General features: G+C 47.2%; 20 protein-coding genes. 9 read left to right on the top strand and 11 right to left on the bottom strand.

The annotated features are described in order from the left end of the window. Positions 1-5: 5 nt before the first annotated feature. Positions 6-797 carry a DNA-binding transcriptional regulator KdgR gene (gene kdgR, locus IX31_RS00765; RefSeq protein WP_034455177.1) on the bottom strand — a complete coding sequence of 264 codons (792 nt, stop codon included), beginning with the start codon at positions 795-797 and terminating at the stop codon, positions 6-8. 179 nt (positions 798-976) lie between these two features. On the opposite strand from kdgR, the gene IX31_RS00760 reads away from it, so the two are divergent. Next, positions 977-2,353, top strand: a complete 1,377-nt coding sequence (locus IX31_RS00760) for an MFS transporter (protein WP_034455175.1) — start codon at positions 977-979, stop codon at positions 2,351-2,353. A 45-nt stretch (positions 2,354-2,398) separates the two neighbouring features. Here IX31_RS00760 and htpX read toward each other — a convergent pair whose 3' ends face one another. The 4 genes from htpX to IX31_RS00740 form a co-directional block, all read right to left on the bottom strand. Beyond that, positions 2,399-3,280: a protease HtpX gene (gene htpX, locus IX31_RS00755; RefSeq protein ID WP_034457026.1), complete on the bottom strand. Its 882-nt coding sequence runs from the start codon at positions 3,278-3,280 to the stop codon at positions 2,399-2,401. A gap of 194 nt (positions 3,281-3,474) precedes the next feature. Further along, the gene (gene prc / locus IX31_RS00750) at positions 3,475-5,523 is read right to left on the bottom strand and encodes a carboxy terminal-processing peptidase (protein ID WP_034455173.1); all 2,049 of its coding nucleotides are present in this window, start codon (positions 5,521-5,523) and stop codon (positions 3,475-3,477) included. A 20-nt stretch (positions 5,524-5,543) separates the two neighbouring features. Next, complete coding sequence (gene proQ / locus IX31_RS00745; RefSeq protein ID WP_034455172.1) at positions 5,544-6,224, bottom strand: RNA chaperone ProQ; 681 nt, start codon at positions 6,222-6,224, stop codon at positions 5,544-5,546. 104 nt (positions 6,225-6,328) lie between these two features. Then, complete coding sequence (locus IX31_RS00740; protein ID WP_034455169.1) at positions 6,329-6,817, bottom strand: GAF domain-containing protein; 489 nt, start codon at positions 6,815-6,817, stop codon at positions 6,329-6,331. 171 nt (positions 6,818-6,988) lie between these two features. Between IX31_RS00740 and yebS the strand changes: the two genes are divergently transcribed. The 5 genes from yebS (at position 6,989) to IX31_RS00715 (ending at position 12,998) form a co-directional block, all read left to right on the top strand. Beyond that, entirely contained in the window at positions 6,989-8,233 is a 1,245-nt protein-coding gene (gene yebS / locus IX31_RS00735; RefSeq protein WP_034455168.1) for a membrane integrity lipid transport subunit YebS, read from the top strand. Continuing rightward, positions 8,202-10,835 (top strand): PqiB family protein, encoded by a 2,634-nt coding sequence (locus IX31_RS00730; protein WP_034455166.1) that lies wholly within the window; start codon positions 8,202-8,204, stop codon positions 10,833-10,835. The genes yebS and IX31_RS00730 overlap by 32 nt, the downstream gene beginning before the upstream one ends. 72 nt (positions 10,836-10,907) lie before the next feature. Continuing rightward, positions 10,908-12,350, top strand: a complete 1,443-nt coding sequence (rsmF, locus tag IX31_RS00725; protein ID WP_034455164.1) for a 16S rRNA (cytosine(1407)-C(5))-methyltransferase RsmF — start codon at positions 10,908-10,910, stop codon at positions 12,348-12,350. 111 nt (positions 12,351-12,461) lie between these two features. Then, positions 12,462-12,701, top strand: a complete 240-nt coding sequence (locus IX31_RS00720) for a YebV family protein (RefSeq protein WP_034455162.1) — start codon at positions 12,462-12,464, stop codon at positions 12,699-12,701. 105 nt (positions 12,702-12,806) lie between these two features. Further along, the gene (locus tag IX31_RS00715; protein ID WP_034455160.1) at positions 12,807-12,998 is read left to right on the top strand and encodes a YdfD/YebW family protein; all 192 of its coding nucleotides are present in this window, start codon (positions 12,807-12,809) and stop codon (positions 12,996-12,998) included. 2 nt (positions 12,999-13,000) lie between these two features. On the opposite strand, the gene IX31_RS00710 is transcribed toward IX31_RS00715, so the two are convergent. From IX31_RS00710 to IX31_RS00700, 3 genes are all read right to left on the bottom strand, one after another. After that, positions 13,001-13,645 carry a metallophosphoesterase gene (locus IX31_RS00710; protein ID WP_034455158.1) on the bottom strand — a complete coding sequence of 215 codons (645 nt, stop codon included), beginning with the start codon at positions 13,643-13,645 and terminating at the stop codon, positions 13,001-13,003. Between the two features lie 55 nt (positions 13,646-13,700). After that, the gene (locus IX31_RS00705; RefSeq protein WP_034455156.1) at positions 13,701-14,228 is read right to left on the bottom strand and encodes a GNAT family N-acetyltransferase; all 528 of its coding nucleotides are present in this window, start codon (positions 14,226-14,228) and stop codon (positions 13,701-13,703) included. A gap of 426 nt (positions 14,229-14,654) precedes the next feature. Further along, entirely contained in the window at positions 14,655-16,145 is a 1,491-nt protein-coding gene (locus tag IX31_RS00700) for a SulP family inorganic anion transporter (protein ID WP_034455154.1), read from the bottom strand. 309 nt (positions 16,146-16,454) lie between these two features. On the opposite strand from IX31_RS00700, the gene IX31_RS00695 reads away from it, so the two are divergent. Then, positions 16,455-17,369, top strand: coding sequence for a transporter substrate-binding domain-containing protein (locus tag IX31_RS00695; RefSeq protein WP_034455153.1), 915 nt, complete (start codon positions 16,455-16,457; stop codon positions 17,367-17,369). 2 nt (positions 17,370-17,371) lie between these two features. Next, positions 17,372-17,932, top strand: coding sequence for a serine acetyltransferase (locus IX31_RS00690; protein WP_034455151.1), 561 nt, complete (start codon positions 17,372-17,374; stop codon positions 17,930-17,932). Between the two features lie 608 nt (positions 17,933-18,540). On the opposite strand, the gene IX31_RS00685 is transcribed toward IX31_RS00690, so the two are convergent. The 3 genes from IX31_RS00685 to yobA are packed head-to-tail and all read right to left on the bottom strand — an operon-like array spanning position 18,541 to position 20,161. Next, positions 18,541-18,882: a YebY family protein gene (locus tag IX31_RS00685; RefSeq protein ID WP_034455149.1), complete on the bottom strand. Its 342-nt coding sequence runs from the start codon at positions 18,880-18,882 to the stop codon at positions 18,541-18,543. Positions 18,883-18,908: 26 nt separating this feature from the next. Next, a complete protein-coding gene (copD, locus tag IX31_RS00680; protein WP_034455147.1) occupies positions 18,909-19,781 on the bottom strand; it encodes a copper homeostasis membrane protein CopD in 873 nt (290 codons plus the stop codon). Between the two features lie 5 nt (positions 19,782-19,786). Further along, positions 19,787-20,161, bottom strand: coding sequence for a CopC domain-containing protein YobA (gene yobA / locus IX31_RS00675; protein ID WP_034455145.1), 375 nt, complete (start codon positions 20,159-20,161; stop codon positions 19,787-19,789). 148 nt (positions 20,162-20,309) lie between these two features. On the opposite strand from yobA, the gene IX31_RS00670 reads away from it, so the two are divergent. Further along, the gene (locus tag IX31_RS00670; RefSeq protein WP_034455143.1) at positions 20,310-20,540 is read left to right on the top strand and encodes a DNA polymerase III subunit theta; all 231 of its coding nucleotides are present in this window, start codon (positions 20,310-20,312) and stop codon (positions 20,538-20,540) included. Positions 20,541-20,553 lie beyond the last annotated feature (13 nt).

Raw genomic sequence — 20,553 nt, 5'->3', positions numbered from 1 at the left:
TTTCATCAGAATGGATACTCGTGATAACCCATTTGTTCAGAAATAGTTCGGGCTGCGTCATGAAGCATCGCTACATATTCATGGAGCCTGTCTTCAGAAAAACGAAGTGTCGGGAATGAAATACTCAAACCAGCAATAACGACACCAAATCGGTCAAAAACAGGTACGCCGATGCAGCGTAAACCTTCTTCCTGTTCTTGGTTATCTTCACCGTAGCCCTGCTCACGCACGGTATCCAGAACGTCCAACAATTCGTCAGTGCTCATGATAGTACGCTCAGTGCTGCGGTTATATTCCACATCAGCAAGGATTTCACGCACTTCATTGCGATCGCGCCACGCCAGAAGCACCTTACCAATCGCGGTGCTGTACAACGGGTTACGACGACCGATGCGCGAGTACATGCGCAGGTTGTACATAGAGTCAATCTTATGGATATAGACAATACTGTCTTCATCCAACGCACCCAAGTGGATGGTTTCTTTCGTCAGACGCGATAACTCTCGCATTTGAATGTCTGCGCTACGAATTAAATCAACGTTCTGCAATGCACGCGCACCAAGCTCAAACAGCTTTAGGGTAAGCGAGTATTTTTCAGATTCGCCTTCCTGAGCGACATAACCCAGGGATTTCATAGTCTGCAAAAAGCGATAGACGGTGCTTTTTGACATCATTACGCGTTGCGATAATTCAGTAATACCAATTTCGCGTTCTTCGCCAAGCGCCTGTAAAATGCCAAAAACTTTCAGGACAGAAGAGACAGAATCAGGTTGTTTATCCAGATCTGCGATAGCCATTAAATCACCTCGATCGCATTTGTTTTATAAAAATCAGAACTGGTTTTTAGTATAAGTTGACTACCATGTCATCGCAATGAATCTATTCTATTTCGTTACAAATCTGCGACATATCCCTTAAATTTAGTGCTATTATTATTGCTCTTCGTATAAATCACCCATGAATTTAAATTTCCCTTATGGATAAAACCCTTGCTGATGGTCTTCCATTACCGCAGCGCTATGGTGCTATTTTGGCCATTGCGTTGGGTATCACAATGGCAGTTCTGGATGGCGTGATCGCAAACGTAGCACTTCCAACTATTGCCCGAGAACTAAACGCCAGCCCGGCAGAATCAATCTGGATAGTGAATAGCTATCAAATCGCAATAATTGTTTCGTTACTGTCGATGTCATTCTTAGGCGACATTTTTGGCTATCGCCGGATATATCAATGCGGGCTGATTTTGTTCTGCATGACATCACTGTTTTGTGCGCTGTCGAATTCATTGCCCATGTTAACATTCGCTCGTGTGCTTCAGGGCTTTGGCGGTGCCGCATTAATGAGCGTCAATACTGCTCTGATTAGGCTTATCTATCCGCAAAAATATCTCGGTCGTGGAATGGGGATTAACTCGTTTATTGTCGCCGTATCCTCAGCTGCCGGGCCAACTATTGCCGCAGCTATTCTTTCTGTTGCATCGTGGAAATGGCTGTTTTTGATTAATGTGCCAATTGGCATTCTCGCGCTATTGTTAGCAATTCGTTTTCTGCCTCCCAATCAACAAAAATCACAGGGCCAACGCTTCGATATTCCCAGCGCGATTATGAATGCCTTGACGTTCGGCCTGTTGATCTCGGCAATTAGCGGTTTCGCCCAAGGGCAGTCAGGCTGGCTGATCATTTCAGAGCTCGTTGCATTAAGTGTGATTGGCTTCTTCTTTATTCGCCGTCAATTGAAACTCCCCTTCCCTCTGTTACCCGTAGATTTATTGCGTATTCCTGTGTTTTCATTATCTATGGGAACGTCCGTATGTTCCTTCGCCGCTCAAATGTTAGCGATGGTTTCGCTTCCCTTTTTCTTGCAATCAACATTGGGACGCAGCGAAGTAGAAACGGGTCTGCTTCTCACACCATGGCCAATTGCAACAATGATAATGGCACCTGTTGCTGGTCATTTGATTGGACGAGTACATGCAGGGCTGCTGGGTGGACTCGGGCTTGTTGTTATGGCATTCGGTTTATTTGCTTTGGCGTTGTTACCGCACAACCCTACCGATATCGATATCATCTGGCGCATGCTTTTGTGTGGCGCTGGTTTCGGTTTGTTCCAGTCACCGAATAACCACACCATTATTTCTTCAGCACCGCGTAACCGCAGCGGCGGTGCCAGTGGCATGTTAGGCACGGCTCGATTGTTAGGCCAGAGTTGCGGTGCAGCTCTGGTGGCTCTGATGTTCAACCTTTTCGCGACTCACGGAACGCATGCCTCGCTGTTACTGGCAGGGAGCTTTGCAACCATCGCAGCTATTGTCAGCAGTTTGCGCATGTCCCAACCTACGCCATCACAGGCATAAAAAAAGCGTGCCAGCGATGGCACGCTTTTTCATTGCGACTTACGACTACTTCAAATATTCGCCGTTACGCAGCGCTTCAATACGCTTATCCAGCGGCGGGTGAGTCATGAACAATTCACTCATAGACTTCGCCTTACCATTGATACAAAACGCCATCATGCTGCTGGCTTCTTGCGGTTCATAGCTGGTTTTCAGGCGCTGCAGTGCGGCAATCATTTTTTCACGACCGACCAACTTTGCAGATCCGGCATCAGCATGGAATTCACGATGACGTGAGAACCACATTGTGATGATGCTCGCCAGAATACCAAATACCAGTTCCAGTACGGTCGCAATAGCAAAATAGACAAAGGGGTTGCCGTTGTTGCTCTCACCTTCATCCCGATTACCAGACAAGAAGCCAGAGGCGACTTGCGCGATGATACGAGAAATAAAGATTACGAAGGTGTTCACCACGCCTTGAATCAGCGTCATGGTTACCATGTCGCCATTCGCGATATGGCTGATTTCGTGTGCAATAACCGCTTCTGCTTCATCACGGCTCATGTTCTGCAGAAGGCCGGTGCTCACCGCAACAAGCGATGCATTACGACGAGCGCCAGTGGCAAACGCATTAATATCTGGCGCATGGTAAATAGCCACCTGCGGCATCGCGATACCCGCTTGCTGAGATTGTTGGCGCACTGTTTCCATCAGCCAGCGCTCTGTTTCATTACGTGGTTGCTCGATCACTTCCCCGCCCACTGAACGCAATGCCATCCATTTGGACATCAGTAAGGAGATGATTGAACCACCAAAGCCAAACAACACCGCCATGATCATCAGACCCTGTACGCTGCTCGACTGGATCCCCGTCAGGCTTAGCACTAGCCCGAAAACGACCATGACTGCCAGGTTGGTCAACAGGAAAAGCCCGATACGCATCATAATTTTCTTTTTACCTCGGTTAAAAATACGCATTCTGCGTTACCCCACATCGTAGGGGCAAGCTTGCTATTTTCAAGCATTCATCGTTGCCAAGTAGTTAATAATACATAACTTTACATTTAAGAAGAGGTTGATTTACGCGGCTTGATAGAGGTAAAAAAAACGGGCACAAAATTTTGTGCCCGTTGGAGGAGTTACTTAGCAGGAGCGGGTTGCTCAGCTGGTTTATCTTGCTGCATTTTTGCAAAATCCAGCGCGATATGAACCGTTTCATCGAGATAAGGATCAGGTTCCTGATAATCCTTCGGCAGGTCGTCGAGTTTCTTCAACGGCGCTTTTCCTTCTCGTTTATAGCGGTCATTAATCCGCTCCAGACGCGTAGCATCATCTTCCTGATTCTCTTTCTCGCGCTGAGCAAGATTCAGGGAAACAATATTACGTTTATCTTTCAGGGCATTGAAGCGAGCAATATCCTTCATGATGTACTGGAACTCAGGATCGGCTGCTATTCTATCCTGGTGTAGTTTAAGCAACTGCGGCTCAAACTGAGTCAAATCGCCTGACTTAACGTAAGTAGCGGCGTTAATGCTATCCCAAGGGAGCGCATTATCTTCAAACTTCTCACCAGTCTCAGTCTCTTCAGTACCAGTAGGCATCATGATGTCCGGCGTTACACCTTTACGCTGAGTACTTCCGCCATTAATACGGTAGAACTTCTGGATAGTGTATTGCACAGAACCAAGCGCAGGCCATTCCGGACGCAGCATCTGGTCATAGATACGATTCAAAGAACGGTACTGTTGAACAGTGCCTTTACCGAAGGTTGGCTCACCTACAATCAGCGCACGACCATAGTCTTGCATTGCTGCTGCGAAGATTTCAGAAGCTGAAGCACTGAAACGATCAACCATTACCACCAGCGGACCTTTGTAGTAGACAACGCCGTCAGTATCGCTATCTTCACGCACTTTACCGTTGTTATCACGAACCTGAACAACTGGGCCACTTGGGATAAACAGGCCAGAAAGTGAGACAGCTTCGGTTAATGCACCGCCGCCGTTAGAGCGTAAATCGATGATCACGCCCTTCACGTTCTGTTTTTCCATCTTCTGAAGCTGGACTTTGACATCATCTGTCAGACCAACGTAGAAGCCCGGAATATCCAACACACCCACTTTATCTTTACCGACCGTTTTTATCGTCAATTTGACGGCGCGATCTTCAAGGCGAATGCGTTCACGAGTTAACGTAACTACACGTGTTTTAGTCCCCTTACCTGCAGGTAAGATTTCCAGGCGAACCTTGCTACCTTTTGGCCCTTTGATCAGCGCAACAACATCATCAAGACGCCAGCCGATCACATCAACCATAGGTTTGCCTGTTTGGCCGACGCCAACAATACGGTCACCAACGGTAATCGTTTTGCTTTTCGCAGCAGGGCCACCCGCTACCATCGAGTTGATAACCGTGTAGTCATCGTCCATTTGCAGCACGGCACCAATACCTTCCAGAGATAAACTCATTTCGGTATTGAATTGTTCTGTGTTACGTGGCGATAAGTAATTGGTATGCGGGTCGATTTCGTGGGCAAAGGCGGTCATCGCAAGCGAGAAAACATCTTCGCTATTGGATTGAGCCAGACGGCGAATGGCGAACTGATAACGCTTGGTCAGCGTTTCGCGAATTTCCTGATCGGTTTTGCCGGTCAGTTTCAGGCTCAGCTCGTCAAACTTAACTTTGCTATCCCACAGGGAATTTAACTCTGTAACGTTAGCAGGCCACGGCGATTTGCTGCGGTCGACGTTAAAGGTATCGTTACCCGTGAAATTCATTGGTTTTTCCAGCACCTTCAACGCGTATTGATAACGTTCAAAACGACGTTGTTGGGCCAGATTGTAGAGATCGTAAAATACGTCCAGTTTTCCGGTGCGCAATTCATCGCCAATCTGTTTTTTCCGCGACACAAACTGCTCAACGTCACTGGCAAGCAGCACGTTGTGGCTATAGTCGAGGAGGTTTAGGTAGCGATCGAAAATTTTTGCAGAAAAATTTTCATCCAGGTCAAACTGACGATAATGCGAGCGAGTGAAGCGTGAAGTTACACGCTCACTCACTGTTGCATGCTGTGTCTCTTCCTTTAACTGCGGGATTTGAGAAACTTGCGTGATATTTTCGACGGCCAGTGCGCTACCTGCAAGAAACAACAGACTAGCGACAGCCGTACGCTTAAAGAATTTGTTCATGCCCGGGTCTGGCCTCCGTTTCAGAACTGCAAGTGTTCTGCGCGTACGATCATTGCCATACCAGAAGTCAGCTGTACACGGACGCCATCTTTGGTAATTTCCAGTACGGTGGCATCCATCGCGTTATTACCCGCTTTGACTTTGATTGCCTGACCCACCTGCAAAGCAGAAATGTCTGTAACCGGAGTGCGTTTTTCTTCACGTGGAGCTTGCGGCGCCGGTTTTTCTACACGAGGTTTACGTTCTGTAGCTTCTGGACGACGCGGAGCAGGACGAGGCTTGCGTTCGCGACGAGGCTTATCGGTAACGGTTTCGCCGTTAGCAATAGCCGCTTCACGTTTTTTCGCTTGCTGCTCTGCACGCTGTGCCTGAACACGAGCTTTTGCTTCTTCAAGCTGCTTACGAGCATGCTCAACGTGTTGCTCATCGAGTTCACCACAAGGGTTACCGTCGAGATCAACACGGATTGCGCCGACTTTGATACCGTACAGGTAACGCCAGCTTGAAGTGTAAAGACGTAACGCGGAACGAAGTTGAGTTTTACTGAGACTCATCTCCCCTTCAACGCGCGCGACCAAATCCTGGAAGATACCAATCTTCAGGGGGCGGGCTTCACCTTCAGCGCTAAAGCACTGTGGGAAACGCTCTGCCAAAAAGGCGATGACTTCTTTGCTACTATTCAACTTAGGTTGATTTTCCATGAAATTTCCTGATTACAACGGAGTTGCCAACAATCCGCAGGCATGAACAGGCGACATTATAATGACGCTATCGGCAAATGCCACGTTATCCGTTGTTTATCATGCTAACGAGTGAAGAATTTTTTAAAATCCGTATCGGCAAGCGTCAGCGAAAGCTGCGTTACCAGTTGAGATAAGCCGAGTTGGTCTTCAGGTGTGAAGCGCCCGAACTCCGTGCTATCAATGTCCAGAACACCTATTAACTCGCCATTTACCGTCAGTGGCAGGACAATTTCGGAGTTGCTGGCAGCGTCACAAGCGATGTGACCATCAAAAGCATGCACATCTTCGATGCGCTGGATGCTTTTAGTGGAAACCGCTGTACCGCAAACACCTTTTCCTACCGGGATACGGACGCAAGCAATCTTGCCCTGGAAAGGTCCCAGAACCAGAGTCTCGCCTTCTAATAGATAAAAGCCTGCCCAGTTAACGCCTTCGAGACGTTCGAACAGCAGCGCGCTGGTATTTGCCAACGTCGCCAAAAAGCTTGTTTCACCTGCCATTAACGCACTGAAATCGCGGTTCAAGTCCGCGTAAAATTGTTCTTTGTTCATTGATTAACCATAGTATGTTGTCTTACTCAACTGCATAGCATAGTAAAATAAGCATTAAATGCCTTATGCCACAAGGTGTATCATTCAATGAATTACTATACGCTTAACGAATATTTCATAACTCATTGAGATACCCCATGCACCAGCGGTTTTCCCTGTTTACGATGACACATGAAAATACACGCCATTAGCCATGCTGTACCGCAGGCACGTTATCAGCGTTGCCCCCAATGCGATACACTTTTCTCGTTACCGTCGGTTAAATCCTCGCAGAGCGCGTATTGCCCGCGCTGCGATGCCAAAGTTTACCATGGGCGCGATTGGTCACTTACTCGTCTGGCCGCTATGGCAATTGCCATGCTATTGCTGATGCCTGTCGCTTTTTCCGAGCCTCTGGTACGCATCTATTTATTGGGGACGCGAATAGATGCCAACTTATTTCAGGGCATATGGCAGATGACTAGCCAGGGTGATCCCCTCACAGCCGCAATGGTGTTGTTCTGTGCGGTGGGTGCGCCTGCAACATTAGTTGCCGCTATCGTTTACCTCTACTTTGGTAATATTCTTGGGATGAATTTACGCCCGGTATTACTCATGCTTGATAAGCTCAAAGAATGGGTAATGTTAGATATTTATCTGGTCGCTATCGGTGTGGCCTGCATCAAAGTCAGAGAGTTTGCATTTATTCAACCAGGCGTGGGTCTTGTGGCATTTATCGCATTAGTGGTGCTGAGCCTATTGACGCTAATTCACCTGAATGTAGAACAGTTATGGGCGCGCTTTTATCCCCAGCGACCTCCTCGAGCATGGAGTCCCCAATTACGAGTTTGCCTGGGATGCCATTTCACAGGAGTGCCTGACAACCGTGGGCGCTGCCCGCGTTGCCATGTGCCGTTAAGAGCTCGCCGTCGCCACAGCTTACAAAAATCCTGGGCAGCATTAATTGGTTCGTTAATTTTCCTACTGCCTGCCAACCTGCTGCCAATTTCGATTCTTTACGTCAATGGTTCACGTCAGGAAGATACGATCCTTTCCGGTATTATCTCCCTCGCCAGCAGTAATGTTGCCGTTGCCGCAGTAGTTTTCATTGCCAGTATTCTGGTGCCTTTCACTAAGGTCATCGTACTGATTTCATTGCTGGTAAGCATTCATTTCAAATGCGAGCGAGGACTTAGAACGCGAATTTTACTGCTACGCTTTGTTACCTGGATTGGCCGCTGGTCAATTTTAGACCTCTTTGTTATTTCGCTAACGATGTCGCTGGTTAACCGCGATCAATTACTGGCATTTACTATGGGACCTGCTGCGTTTTATTTTGGCGCAGCGGTTATTTTAACTATTCTTGCAGTCGAATGGCTGGATAGCCGACTACTTTGGGACGCACATGAGTCAGGAAATGCCCGCTTCACCGACTGAAGCGCGAATTAAAACAAAACGCCGAATTTCGCCCTTCTGGTTACTGCCAATTATCGCCTTGATGATTGCCAGTTGGCTCATCTGGACAACCTGGGAAGAGCGAGGTACCACGGCGACCATTGATTTTATTTCAGCCGACGGCATTGTCGCCGGGCGCACCCCTGTACGCTACCAGGGTGTTGAAGTGGGCACGGTGCAAAGCGTCAGCCTAAGTAAAGATCTGCGCAAAATAGAAGTTAAAATTAGCGTCAAAAGCGATATGAAAGACGCGCTACGTGAAGATACGCAATTTTGGCTGGTGACACCGAAAGCTTCGCTGGCCGGGGTTTCTGGGCTAGATGCGTTAGTAGGCGGGAACTATATTGGCATGATGCCAGGTAAAGGCGAGCCGCAGGAGCATTTTTCCGCTCTCGATACCCAACCGAAATATCGCCTGAATAACGGCGAGTTGATGATTCATCTTCATGCTCCTGACTTAGGTTCGCTTAACAGTGGATCGCTAGTTTATTACCGCAAAATCCCGGTAGGCCGTGTGTATGATTACACCATTAATAACAATAAGCAGGGGGTCACCATTGATGTGCTTATTGAACGCCGCTTCACCCAACTGGTGAAAAAAGGCAGCCGTTTCTGGAATGTATCCGGCGTAAAAGCTAACGTAAATCTTTCCGGTGCGCAGGTTCAGCTAGAAAGCCTGGCGGCATTGGTCAACGGCGCTATCGCCTTCGACTCACCGGAAAACTCAGCCGTAGCCAAAGCGGATGATGAGTTTGGTTTGTATGAAGATTTGGCGCATAGCCAGCGCGGCGTAATCATCGCTCTTGATTTACCGAGCGGACAAGGCTTAAACGCGGGTTCAACTGCTCTGATGTATCAAGGACTTGAAGTCGGAACGCTGACCAAACTAAACCTCAATCCTGGCAGCACGGTAACCGGCCAAATGACGGTAGACCCAAGCGTGGTCAATCTGATGCGGAGCGGAACACGCATTGAGTTACGCAGCCCTAAGATTTCCCTCAGCAACCCGAATATCAGCAGCCTGTTAACGGGAAGTACTTTTGAATTGGTGCCCGGTGAAGGTGAACCACAAAACCATTTTGTGGTTTTCCCAAGCGATAAAACTCTCTTGCAGCAGCCTGATGTTCTGACCCTCAACCTGACGGCACCGGAAAGCTATGGCATAGATGCAGGTCAGCCGATTATTTTGCATGGTGTGCAGGTGGGGCAGATTCTTGAGCGCACATTATCGGCCAAAGGCGTAACCTTCTCTGCAGCCATTGATCCTGAATATCGGCATTTGATTCAGGGCGACAGCAAATTCGTCGTCAACAGCCGTATTGATGTGAAAATGGGTATCGATGGCGTTGAACTTTTAGGTGCCAGTGCCAGCGAGTGGATCAACGGCGGTGTCAGAGTCATTCCAGGTAACAAAGGCGCTATGAAAGAGAGCTATCCGCTCTATGCCAACCTTGAAAAGGCGGTGGAAAACAGCCTGAGCGACCTACCAACCACCACGTTGACGTTAACGGCGGCCAGCCTACCTGATATTCAGACCGGTTCCGTGGTGTTGTACCGTAAATTCCAGGTTGGGGAAATCATCAGCGTACGTCCTCGGGCTAACAGTTTTGACATTGATGTAAACATCAAACCGGAATACCGCAGCTTGCTGACCTCCAATAGCGTATTCTGGGCTGAAGGTGGTGCTCGTGTGCAGCTCAATGGCAGCGGTCTGACCGTCCAGGCCTCCCCGCTTTCACGTGCCTTAAAAGGGGCTATCAGTTTCGACAACTTAAGTGGCGCCAGCGTCGGCCTGAAAAAAGGCGACAAACGAATGTTGTACGCCTCTGAAACTGCCGCCCGTGCGGTAGGGAGTCAGATTACACTGCACACTTTCGATGCCGGTAAACTTTCTGCCGGTATGCCAATCCGTTATCTGGGCATAAATATTGGGCAGCTTGAGTCGCTGAACCTGACAGCTTCTCGCAGTGAAGTAGAAGCCAAAGCGGTGCTCTACCCTGAGTTTGTTGAGACATTTGCTCGCAGCGGCACCCGCTTCTCTGTTGTCACTCCGAAAATTTCGGCCTCCGGCGTGGATAATCTCGATACTATTCTCCAGCCGTACATAAACGTTGAACCAGGTCGCGGCGCAGCACGCCGTGACTTCGAATTGCAGGAAGCCTCTATTACTGACTCCCGCTATTCAGACGGTCTGAATATCGTGGTCGAAGTGACTGAAGCAGGCGCACTAAACATCGGCACGCCAGTACTATTCCGTGGCATCGAAGTCGGTACGGTAACCGGATTAACTCTCGGCAATCTTTCTGACCGTGTGATGGTCGGCCTGCGTATCAGCAAACGCTTCCAGCATCTGGTGCGTGATAGCTCCGTATTCTGGCTGGCCTCTGGTTATAGTCTCGATTTCGGTCTGACGGGTGGTGTAGTGAAAACCGGTACCTTCAACCAGTTCATCCGCGGTGGTATCGCATTCGCCACACCGCCGGGTATACCACTGGCACCGAAAGCGGAAACGGGTAAACACTTCCTTTTAGAGGAAAGTGAACCTAAAGAGTGGCGTCAATGGGGCACCGCACTGCCTCGTTAATACCTTCGCCCCGGTGTCTCACCGGGGCGTTTGTGTTACAATCCCTCCTTCATTTTTTTCTGGACTTCCTTAGTGGCTCACTCTCACACCGCCTTTCTCCCGCAAGCTTTTCTTGATGTTATTCGCGACGCACTCCCGGCAGATCAAACGCTCGAGAGCTTTATTGAGTATTGCCAGCGCCCGCTGCGTCGTAGCTTGCGTGTTAATACCCTCAAGATTTCGGTCAGCGATTTTCTTGCGCTTGTCGCCTCTTATGACTGGCATCTGACACCCATTCCGTGGTGCGCAGAAGGGTTCTGGATTGAACGTGATGATGAAGAAAGCCTGCCGCTGGGTAGTACTGCCGAACATTTGAGTGGCTTATTTTACATCCAGGAAGCCAGCTCAATGTTGCCCGTTGCGGCGTTGTTTGCTGACGGTAATCAACCGGATCGGATTATGGATGTCGCCGCGGCTCCTGGCTCCAAAACTACACAAATTGCAGCGCGTATGAACAATCATGGCGCGATTCTCGCCAATGAATATTCCGCCAGCCGGGTGAAAGTGCTGCACGCTAACATCAGCCGCTGTGGTATCAGCAACGTCGCTTTGACGCATTTCGATGGCCGCGTGTTTGGTGCTGCGCTCCCGGAGTGTTTCGATGCAATTTTGCTGGATGCGCCCTGTTCAGGTGAAGGTGTGGTGCGTAAAGACCCTGACGCCCTGCGAAACTGGACACCAGAAAGTACCTCCAGTATTGCCGATACGCAGCGTGAACTGATTGCCAGTGCTTTCCATGCGTTGCGCCCCGGCGGTACATTGATCTATTCCACCTGTACTTTAAACCGTGAAGAGAATCAGCAGATTTGCCAGTGGTTACTGGATGAGTGGCCTGATGCAGTTGAAATCGCCCCACTTAACGATCTGTTCCCGGAGGCGAATAAAGCTATTACCGCCGAAGGCTACTTGCATGTTTTCCCGCAAATTTACGATTGCGAAGGATTCTTCGTTGCGCGTCTGCGTAAAACTGCGTCCGTAGAAGCGCTCCCGGCCCCCGGTTACAAAGTGGGGAAATTCCCGTTTGTACCCATGCATGGCAAACAAGCTGCGGAAGTCCGCGCGGCAGCAAAACAATCGGGAATAATCTGGCAGGATGACCAACAGCTTTGGCAACGAGACAAAGAAATTTGGTTATTCCCGAAAGAGATCGTTTCTTTGTTCGGACAGGTTCGTTTTTCACGTATTGGTTTGCGCCTGGCTGAGCAATACAACAAGGGTTACCGCTGGCAGCATGAAGCCGTCATAGCCCTGGTGCCTGGCGATTCACAGCTAGGATTTGCGCTTACTGAATTTGAAGCAGACGAGTGGTATCACGGTCGCGATATTTACCCCGAATTGCCCCCCGCGCTAAATGAGGTTGTCGTGACATACCAGGGTCAACCTCTTGGTCTGGCAAGAAAAGTGGGATCTCGCCTGAAAAATAGCTACCCGCGTGAATTGGTTCGCGACGGAAAACTGTTTGCAGCCAGGGTCTGATGCGTAAAAAATAGTCGCCATGTAGTTTGCAGTTTTTGTACGTTTGTCTACGCTCTACTGTGGGAGACCTTACTGGTCATACCACACGTACCCAGACCCAAGGAGAGCGAGATGACGAAAACTAGCGTACGAATAGGCATCTTCGAAATTGATGATGCTGAATTACATGGCGAGCAGCAAGGGGACCGCACGTTGAGCATCCCTTGTAAATCCGACCCGGACCTGTGCATGCAACTTGATGCCTGGGATGATGAAACAAGCATTCCCGCCGTCCTTGATGGCGAACATTCAGTCCTCTACCGTCAACATTACGACCAAAAATCTGATGCCTGGGTCATGCGCCTTGCATAACTCAAAGTGACCCGTCGCCCAGACGGGTTAATTAATTGCCCCTGATTACCCTCTTCTCGTGACTTACCCTACAATTAAGCCAAACGGTGCAACTCAAAGGCAATCATGTTTGCGTTGGTTTTATTTGTTTGCTATCTGGATGGCGGCTGTGAAGATATCGTGGTAGATATCTTTAATACTGAACAGCAGTGCCTGTTCGCTATGGATGAGCAGCGGATACGCTCCGGTGGCTGTTTCCCGGTTGAAGATTTTATTGATAGTTTTTGGCGCCCGGCGCAAGAATACAGCTCTTTATAGTGTTACTGAACCTGCACCATAGTCAGCTTATTACCAAACACCGCACCGGTATCAATATAGAATTGATTATGAAAATGATTCACTTCTTTGAGCGGTGTATGACCGAAGTAGAACTCATCAGCTCCGTCAATATCTTCGCCTCGTCCCTGTAAATTCTTATTGAGCCGCTCCCGACTCCAGACCAGTAAATGTTCATCGACGGGCTGATTCCAGCTGTAATGCGCTGAAGGGTAGTCTGCATGAGCAATAACCAGCGTCTTGTCATGTGTATGAAGTTCAATAACTAACGGCAAATTGCGGCACTGCAATAAAGCTAGCTGCACATCATGTTGACGCTGTTCTGGCAACTCCCGATACCACTCTCCGCCATTCATCTGCCAGAGGATCCCCTCACCTTCATCGAGCGCTTCTAAAGCCATCGTTTCATGGTTGCCCTTCACTGCTTTAAACCATTTATTGCCAAGCAGTGCCAGGCATCCCGGGCTGTTTGCTCCGCGATCGATAAGATCACCCACCGAGATAAGTAAATCCTGATGGTAGTCAAAATGATGAAGTTTAAGCTGGCTAATTAATTCAGAGAGGCAGCCGTGTAAATCACCAACAATAAACACATGCCGCCACTCCTCTCCGTCTATTCGCTGATACATATCGACCCCACTTTGTTTATTTATTGCTCAATTATAAACCAGTGGGCGGCAATGGTTAGCGGACAGGACGAATGAACATTTTGATTTGCTTGCCATGGTATTCAACAAAGTGCTGAAACTGAAAACCAAACCGTTCAGCAAGATAGATAGAACGCAGGTTATCATCATCAATAATGCAACAAACTGGTGTCGCAAACTCACGGTCAGCCCATTGCAGGATAGCGTTTAGCGCTTCACTGGCGTAGCCTTTACCGTGCACAGCCGGAATCAGTGACCATCCCGCCTCCGGAAGCTCAAGCGCCGGAGTTAACTCACGGTGGGCGTCCTGAAAACCGAACGAACCAATATAACGCTCAGTATCTTTTTCAAAGACAGCCCAATAGCCGTAACCCAGCGCCTGCCAGTGACCGATATAACGCAGCAATCTTCCCCAGGTCATTTCAGGGCCTTGCGGTTGTCCACCACCAATAAACTTCACCATTTCGGGATCCGCCCAACAGGCAGCTAATGCCGGAAAATCATCCAGTGTAAAATGGCGGAGAATTAGACGTTCAGTTTCCAGACGAGGTGCTGCATTAACCATGCTCATATCCTTCGATGTAGTCATGTAAATGATTTTTTAACCATTCTGCCGTCTCAAGGACCACGACACAATAAACACCACGAGAGGAAACCATCAGATAGGTTACAACTGTAAAAAGTGGATACGATAAAATAGAAAAGGCTGCAAATATGCAGCCTTTAGAAGATGTGATACGAGTTATCTGGCAAATTTTTCCGCTTCTTCAAGCGTTTCAATATGGCTTATACCAAAGAGTATCGTGGTCATTAGTCCTACCACGCACCCCACCAGTTTACTATCGAGGAACAGTTTCAAATTTCTCTGGCACCTCCGTTTCACTCTGGAACTACTGGAAATCTAGCACTCTTGAAACTTCAAAAGTAACGGCAGATTCACAGTTTTGTCATCTGGAATTCAAACACGCCAATTTATTATCGAAAGCGTTGTTCAGACCTTGCCGCTAAGGCGCTCATGGAAATCGCTGCTGCGTAAATCAAGACCGACAATTTGCACCTTACTTTCATAGCGTTGATAGCGGGTTTCAATAGCATCAAGCACGGCAACTGTCGATACATCCCAAATCTGAGCCTCAGACAAATCAATAATCACGTTTTGCGGATCGTCGGCATACTGGAAATGCTCAACCAAGTCGTTGCTGCTGGCAAAAAACAACGGCCCAGTCACTTTATATATTACGGATCGCCCGTCATCAGCTAATGTCCTTTCTGCAATCACCACGTGTGCAAGACGACGAGCAAACAAAATCATCGCGAAAATAACCCCACCGACCACTCCCAAGGCCAGGTTGCCCGTCGCAACAGTGACAACAACGGTCGTCACCATCACCAGCGTTTCGGGAAGCGGTATTCTCTTTAACGTCGCAGGTTTGATACTGTGCCAGTTAAGTGTTTTCACCGCCACAATCACCATAATTCCCGCTAAAACGACCATTGGAATTTTTGACATTAAATCACTTAAGCCTGTCACCAAAAGCAATAACACCAAACCTGCTACAATTGTTGAAATGCGAGTGCGCCCTTTGCCCAATTCCACATTTACCATGGTCTGGCCAATCATGGCACAACCAGCAATTCCGCCATAGAAACCTGCAAAGATATTAGATATTCCCAATCCCCAACATTCACGACGTTTACTCGAAGGTGTGTCAGTCAGGTCATCAACCAGTTTGGCGGTTAACAACGACTCCATTAAACCAACAAAGGCAATGCTCAAAGCACATGGCCAGATAATTCGTAAAGTATCCAGATTCAAGGGTACCAACAACTCTGTCAGTCCAGGTAATCCAGCAGCCATTGGTCCCGCCTCACCCACTGTTGGTACGGATAACCCCATCCCAATGCATGCGGCGGTAATCACAATAATCGCCACCAACGGCGACGGAACCATTTTAAATACCCGCGGGAGAAACAGCACAATTGCCAGGGTGAGCGCAAACAGTCCCCAAACCAACGGGTTATCCCCCCAAATATGGGGTACCTGGGCAAAGAAAATGAGAATGCCCAACGCGTTCACAAACCCAGTCATCACCGACAATGGTATATAACGCATCATACGTGCAAGCCCAACGACGCCGAACAAAATCTGGATTAACCCTGCCAGCAACACCGCAGGGAAAATATATTCAACTCCATATAGATGCACCATCGGACCGATAACTAATGCTACTGAGCCGGCAGCAGCGGTCACCATTGCAGGACGTCCACCGAGCAGTGACATTGATAAACAAAGCACAATAGAGGCGACGAGGCTGACTTTCGGGTCAACTCCAGCGATTACTGAGAATGAAATGATTTCAGGTACGAGTGCCAACGCCGTTACCACTCCCGCAAGGGATTCGCGAGCAAGCAAGCGAGGGCTACGCAGAACCGATGCGAGAGAGTTTTCCCGACGATGTGTTTCAGTTTGAGTTATGGTCATAGTTTTGTCTTTGCAGGTTTATCGTTATTAGTTGGGGCGACCTTCAGGCCGGGCGTGATTGTACAGAGAGGATAGTAAGGATGCTAATTAATGTGATCCCTATCGCAGATCTATCCTCTGAGCTTTTACTGGTTTCAAGTGGATGATTTCAGGAAGAGGTATATTGAGAAATGCCACGAATATAGATATTAATGGCTATTACTGGAAAGACAATAATTAGTAAACCTACACAAAAGCAATTACAATACCACTGAGACTTTCTAATTATATAATTATACTTTAGCCATTTTCATTAATGGAGGCTTGCTTTTGTTTAGTCATTTGACTCATTGTAAAACGATTGGTTCTTTTCTGTTAGCTTCAATGATGTTCTTTTGCAACAATGCTGTTGCCGATCCTGTGCTTAATAAAATACTTAGCACACATAGTATTACATTAGCTTGGGTCGGTAGCGCTAAGCCTATTTCCTGGGAACTAAATGGAAAGCCGACTGGTATGGCGGTGGATATCTGCCAGGGTGTTGTCGATAGTATAAAAAAACGCTACAACACAAATATAAATATACAATGGGTAGAAGTTGCCTCAGCTGCTCGCTTTGAATATATATCTCATCATAAAGCAGATATTCTCTGCGCCATTGCCGGAAATACAGCGCAACGTAATAAATTCGTGACTTTTTCAAAGCCATGGTTTTTTACCCGAACAAATTTTCTGGCTAAAAAATCGCAGCATATAAATAGCTTCGAGATGCTTTCGGGGCGGACCGTAGGTGCCATTAGTGGCGGAACATCTGCATTATTACTATCTGCAATGAATCAAAATATTAACTATTCGATCTCAGTTAAGCTGATGAGAAGTTTGGATGAAGGATTTGATTTACTAGAACAAGGGCACATCTCAGCATTCGTTACTGATGACATTATCATACATAGCAAATTAGCTGAAATGACTGACAGAGATGACTATCAAATGAGCACCGAAGGATTTGGTGACGTAATACCCTATGGAATGGTGATAGCTAAAGACGCAGGTGAAATAGAGTCCATCATCAATGATGAATTAAAATATCTATTTATCTCACAGAAATTTGATGAGTTATATAATAAATGGTTTATGTCCCCTATCTCCCCTGGTGGTGAAAACATGCGACAACCCATGTCAAAAGAACTCATCAAAGAAAAAAATAGCTATCTACCTACACCAAAAACTCTTGTTGGAAACTAAAAATGAAAAGAGGGATTTTAAAAGAACACCTACAAGAGTGTTTGCATAAAGAAGTAATGATGACTAATAAGCCATTTTCATGGTCAAGAGTGATCCATAAAGCGTTTAAATGCCCAGAGAGACGATTCAATTTTTGGTGGCGAATTGCATCATATCTTTATAAGACGGAAAAAAATCTCAATAAAATCATTGCCAGAAAAATCAACAGAAACTTGATCAAAAAATACAATACCGAAATTCAATTGTCCGCAACAATCGGGCCTGGCCTGAACGTTACACATTTTTTATCCGTTGTGATTAATGGTTGCTCAACCATTGGTTCTAATTTCAAAATCCGGCAAAACACCACCATTGGTCTTGGTGGCAGCGTGGGTGAAAAATTCAACTCGCCAGCAATATCTATCGGCAACAATGTTGAAATCGGTGCATGCTGCTGTATTCTTGGGCATGAGTTATCCATTGGAAATAATGTTACCATTGGCGCTATGTCATTTATTAATAAAGATATCCCTGATGATACTATTGTCTATACTGAGAAAACACAAATAATGAGATTAAAGTAAATTGGCCTGCTCATCGAGGAAAAATATATCTTTCCTAAATATTGATGATAATCCATCGCAGGTGTTTCTGTGACTGTTTTCAATGAAGTTATATTTCTTATAAAACTCAATATATTAATTTATTCTGACATTGGGTGAACAGGAACTTCCAAGAGTGTTTTGGTGTTTATTGACTCAAAATCTCCTGCCCTCATCAAGAAAACGCCCGAAAAGTGTTTGGATTCAGCCCAAAAGAAGTTTATGTTGTTATGAGTCTGTTACGGCGTTCACGCAAGATCCAATAAGGAAAGTTGAAATTTTTTCGGGAATGTTCAGACAAGCCGAACTAAGTCTTTGTATAGCAAGGCAGATAAAAAAAGACCGAATACGATTCCTATATTCGGTCCAGGGAAATGGCTCTTGGGAGAGAGCCGTGCGCTAAAAGTTGGCATTAATGCAGGCAGACATCGCCTTGCCTTCTAAGAATAGATTACCGGCGCAGGTTTTCCAGTCTGGCGCGAAAGTGTTCAGAAAAATACTGCGGCACAGGTAATGTTTTAGAAAAAAACCGCAATATCCGGTCTACGGTTATTGCGGTTTTTTATTGTTAATTAGTAAGTTATTGCGTTTTAGCTACACAACTTCTCTGCGCGCTCAATAAATGGAGCAAGACTCTTTTTTTGTCCCGGTGTCTTAGGATCATCAATTTGAATCACGGAGATTGGCTGACCAGTGGTTTTGCCGCTACTCACTTGTTGTTGCGCTACGTCGTTTAAAGGGTATTGCATCAAGGTGCTTGGGTTGATTGCAAAGAGCCCATGTCCAGGGCGGCAACTTAGCATTACCTCTTCTCGATTAAATGCCCAGTTATCTTTGCCTATTTCAAAACGGCTTACGGTGATAATTTGCGGTGCGGCTAATGCACTACCTGCGCAAGCCAGCAATAACAGCGTCAAAATACTTTTTTTCATGAATATCTCTTGAGCTAATAACGTCTTCAGTACGGTTCCCAGGTAGCGAAAATGCTAACAGTAAGGAGCACCACCACCGACAAAATGACTTCCAGCCACGTTAACTGGATGAACTGTTTTGTGGCTGTTGGCATGCGATTGAATCTCGGCACCAAAAAATAGCGGTTATACATGGCGATGATAACCATCACGGCAACAAAGGCAACCTTCACCAACAAGAAGCGCATATAGTTACTTTGCAGTGGTAGTGACCAGCCTAAAATCATCAGGCTGTTGATTAATCCACTGAGTATTACGGCAGCAACTGCCAGATGCCCGTAACGCGAAAAACGCATCATCGCGGTAATAGCACAGCCGCGCCAGCGTGGTTTTTGAGCCATGCGCATGCACATCAAAAGCGGAAGTAACCCGCCAGCCCACCAGCCAGCACTAAGAAGATGCACAGCATGATTTATGCGTTGTAAGCCACCGGCAATCCCTTCACGCATCGCGGCATGCCCGACACCTGCCAACAAAATTAATTGCGCTGCCGCAAGGATCAATAACATGGATTGCAACGGGCGCGGTTTAAGCAGCAGCACAAAAAGTGTCACTACACTCAGTAATATTTGCCATAACCAGATGGACCCAAAGCTCGTGCCAAGAACCGCCAGCCAAATCTGGGGATTGATAACATCTCGCCAACCACTGCCCATCATGCCAGCCTGAGCACACAACAATAATATTGCGCTAAGGGCTGTCATCCAGACTGCGGACTGCCATTGCCATTTTAGTCGGCGAATGAGAACCGGTTTAAACGCTTGAGGAGCAAGCAATGAACAGGAGATGGTGCTGCCAAGCAGCACCATTAATGCAGTAAAATGAATAAATCGCAGCGCGATATAGAAACCTGGTAACATACGGCTTACTTCACCGAGAAGTGATACTTCCCTTTCGTCTTATGTCCGTCAACGGATACCACGTGCCAGTCAACCTGGTAATCTCCCGGTTTCATAGCTTCTTCGACTGGAACAATAAGCTGCTTATCATCTTTTTCGTTGCGCTTAGCCGTACCCGTCTTCACGACCGTTTGCTGTGGCCCGGTGAGCGTAAGTCCGCTAAAATTCGCTTCAACTCCTTCAGAGAAATTAAGAGTAATTGCCTGCGGTGCAGCCGTTACCGCAGCATCTGCCGCTGGATATTGATGCTTTAAATGCGCATGAGCGAAAGCTGAACTGGAAACGGCAAGTGCGGTAAAGAGGGTGGCGATGGTAATGAAACGAGTTCGGGTGAAAGCCATATCAACTATTCCTTTTTCTTATTCGAGACGGCAAAAGGATAACCTTGAGTCCCTGTTAAGTCGAGATGAGAACAGCTATCAATGAATGTAAAGACTTGTCATCACTGATATCAACAAGTACCTTTGCGGCAACAAACATGAGGTCAATATGAATCACAATCTTGCTGAATTACCCCAGGACGAAATGGATAAGATCAATGTCGATCTTGCGGCTGCTGGCGTGGCATTTAAGGAACGCTACAACATGCCGGTGATCGCAGAAGTGGTAGAACGCGAGCAACCGGTACATTTGCGCGAATGGTTCAGAGAAAGACTGATTGCTCATCGACTTGCTTCAGTCAATTTGTCCAGACTGCCGTACGAACCTAAAGTGAAATAAATATTAACCGCAC

This window comes from Buttiauxella noackiae (assembly GCF_000737905.1).
Classification (GTDB): domain Bacteria; phylum Pseudomonadota; class Gammaproteobacteria; order Enterobacterales; family Enterobacteriaceae; genus Buttiauxella; species Buttiauxella noackiae.
The sequence above is the reverse complement of the archived record's forward strand: the minus strand, read 5'-3'. Positions and strand labels throughout refer to the sequence as shown.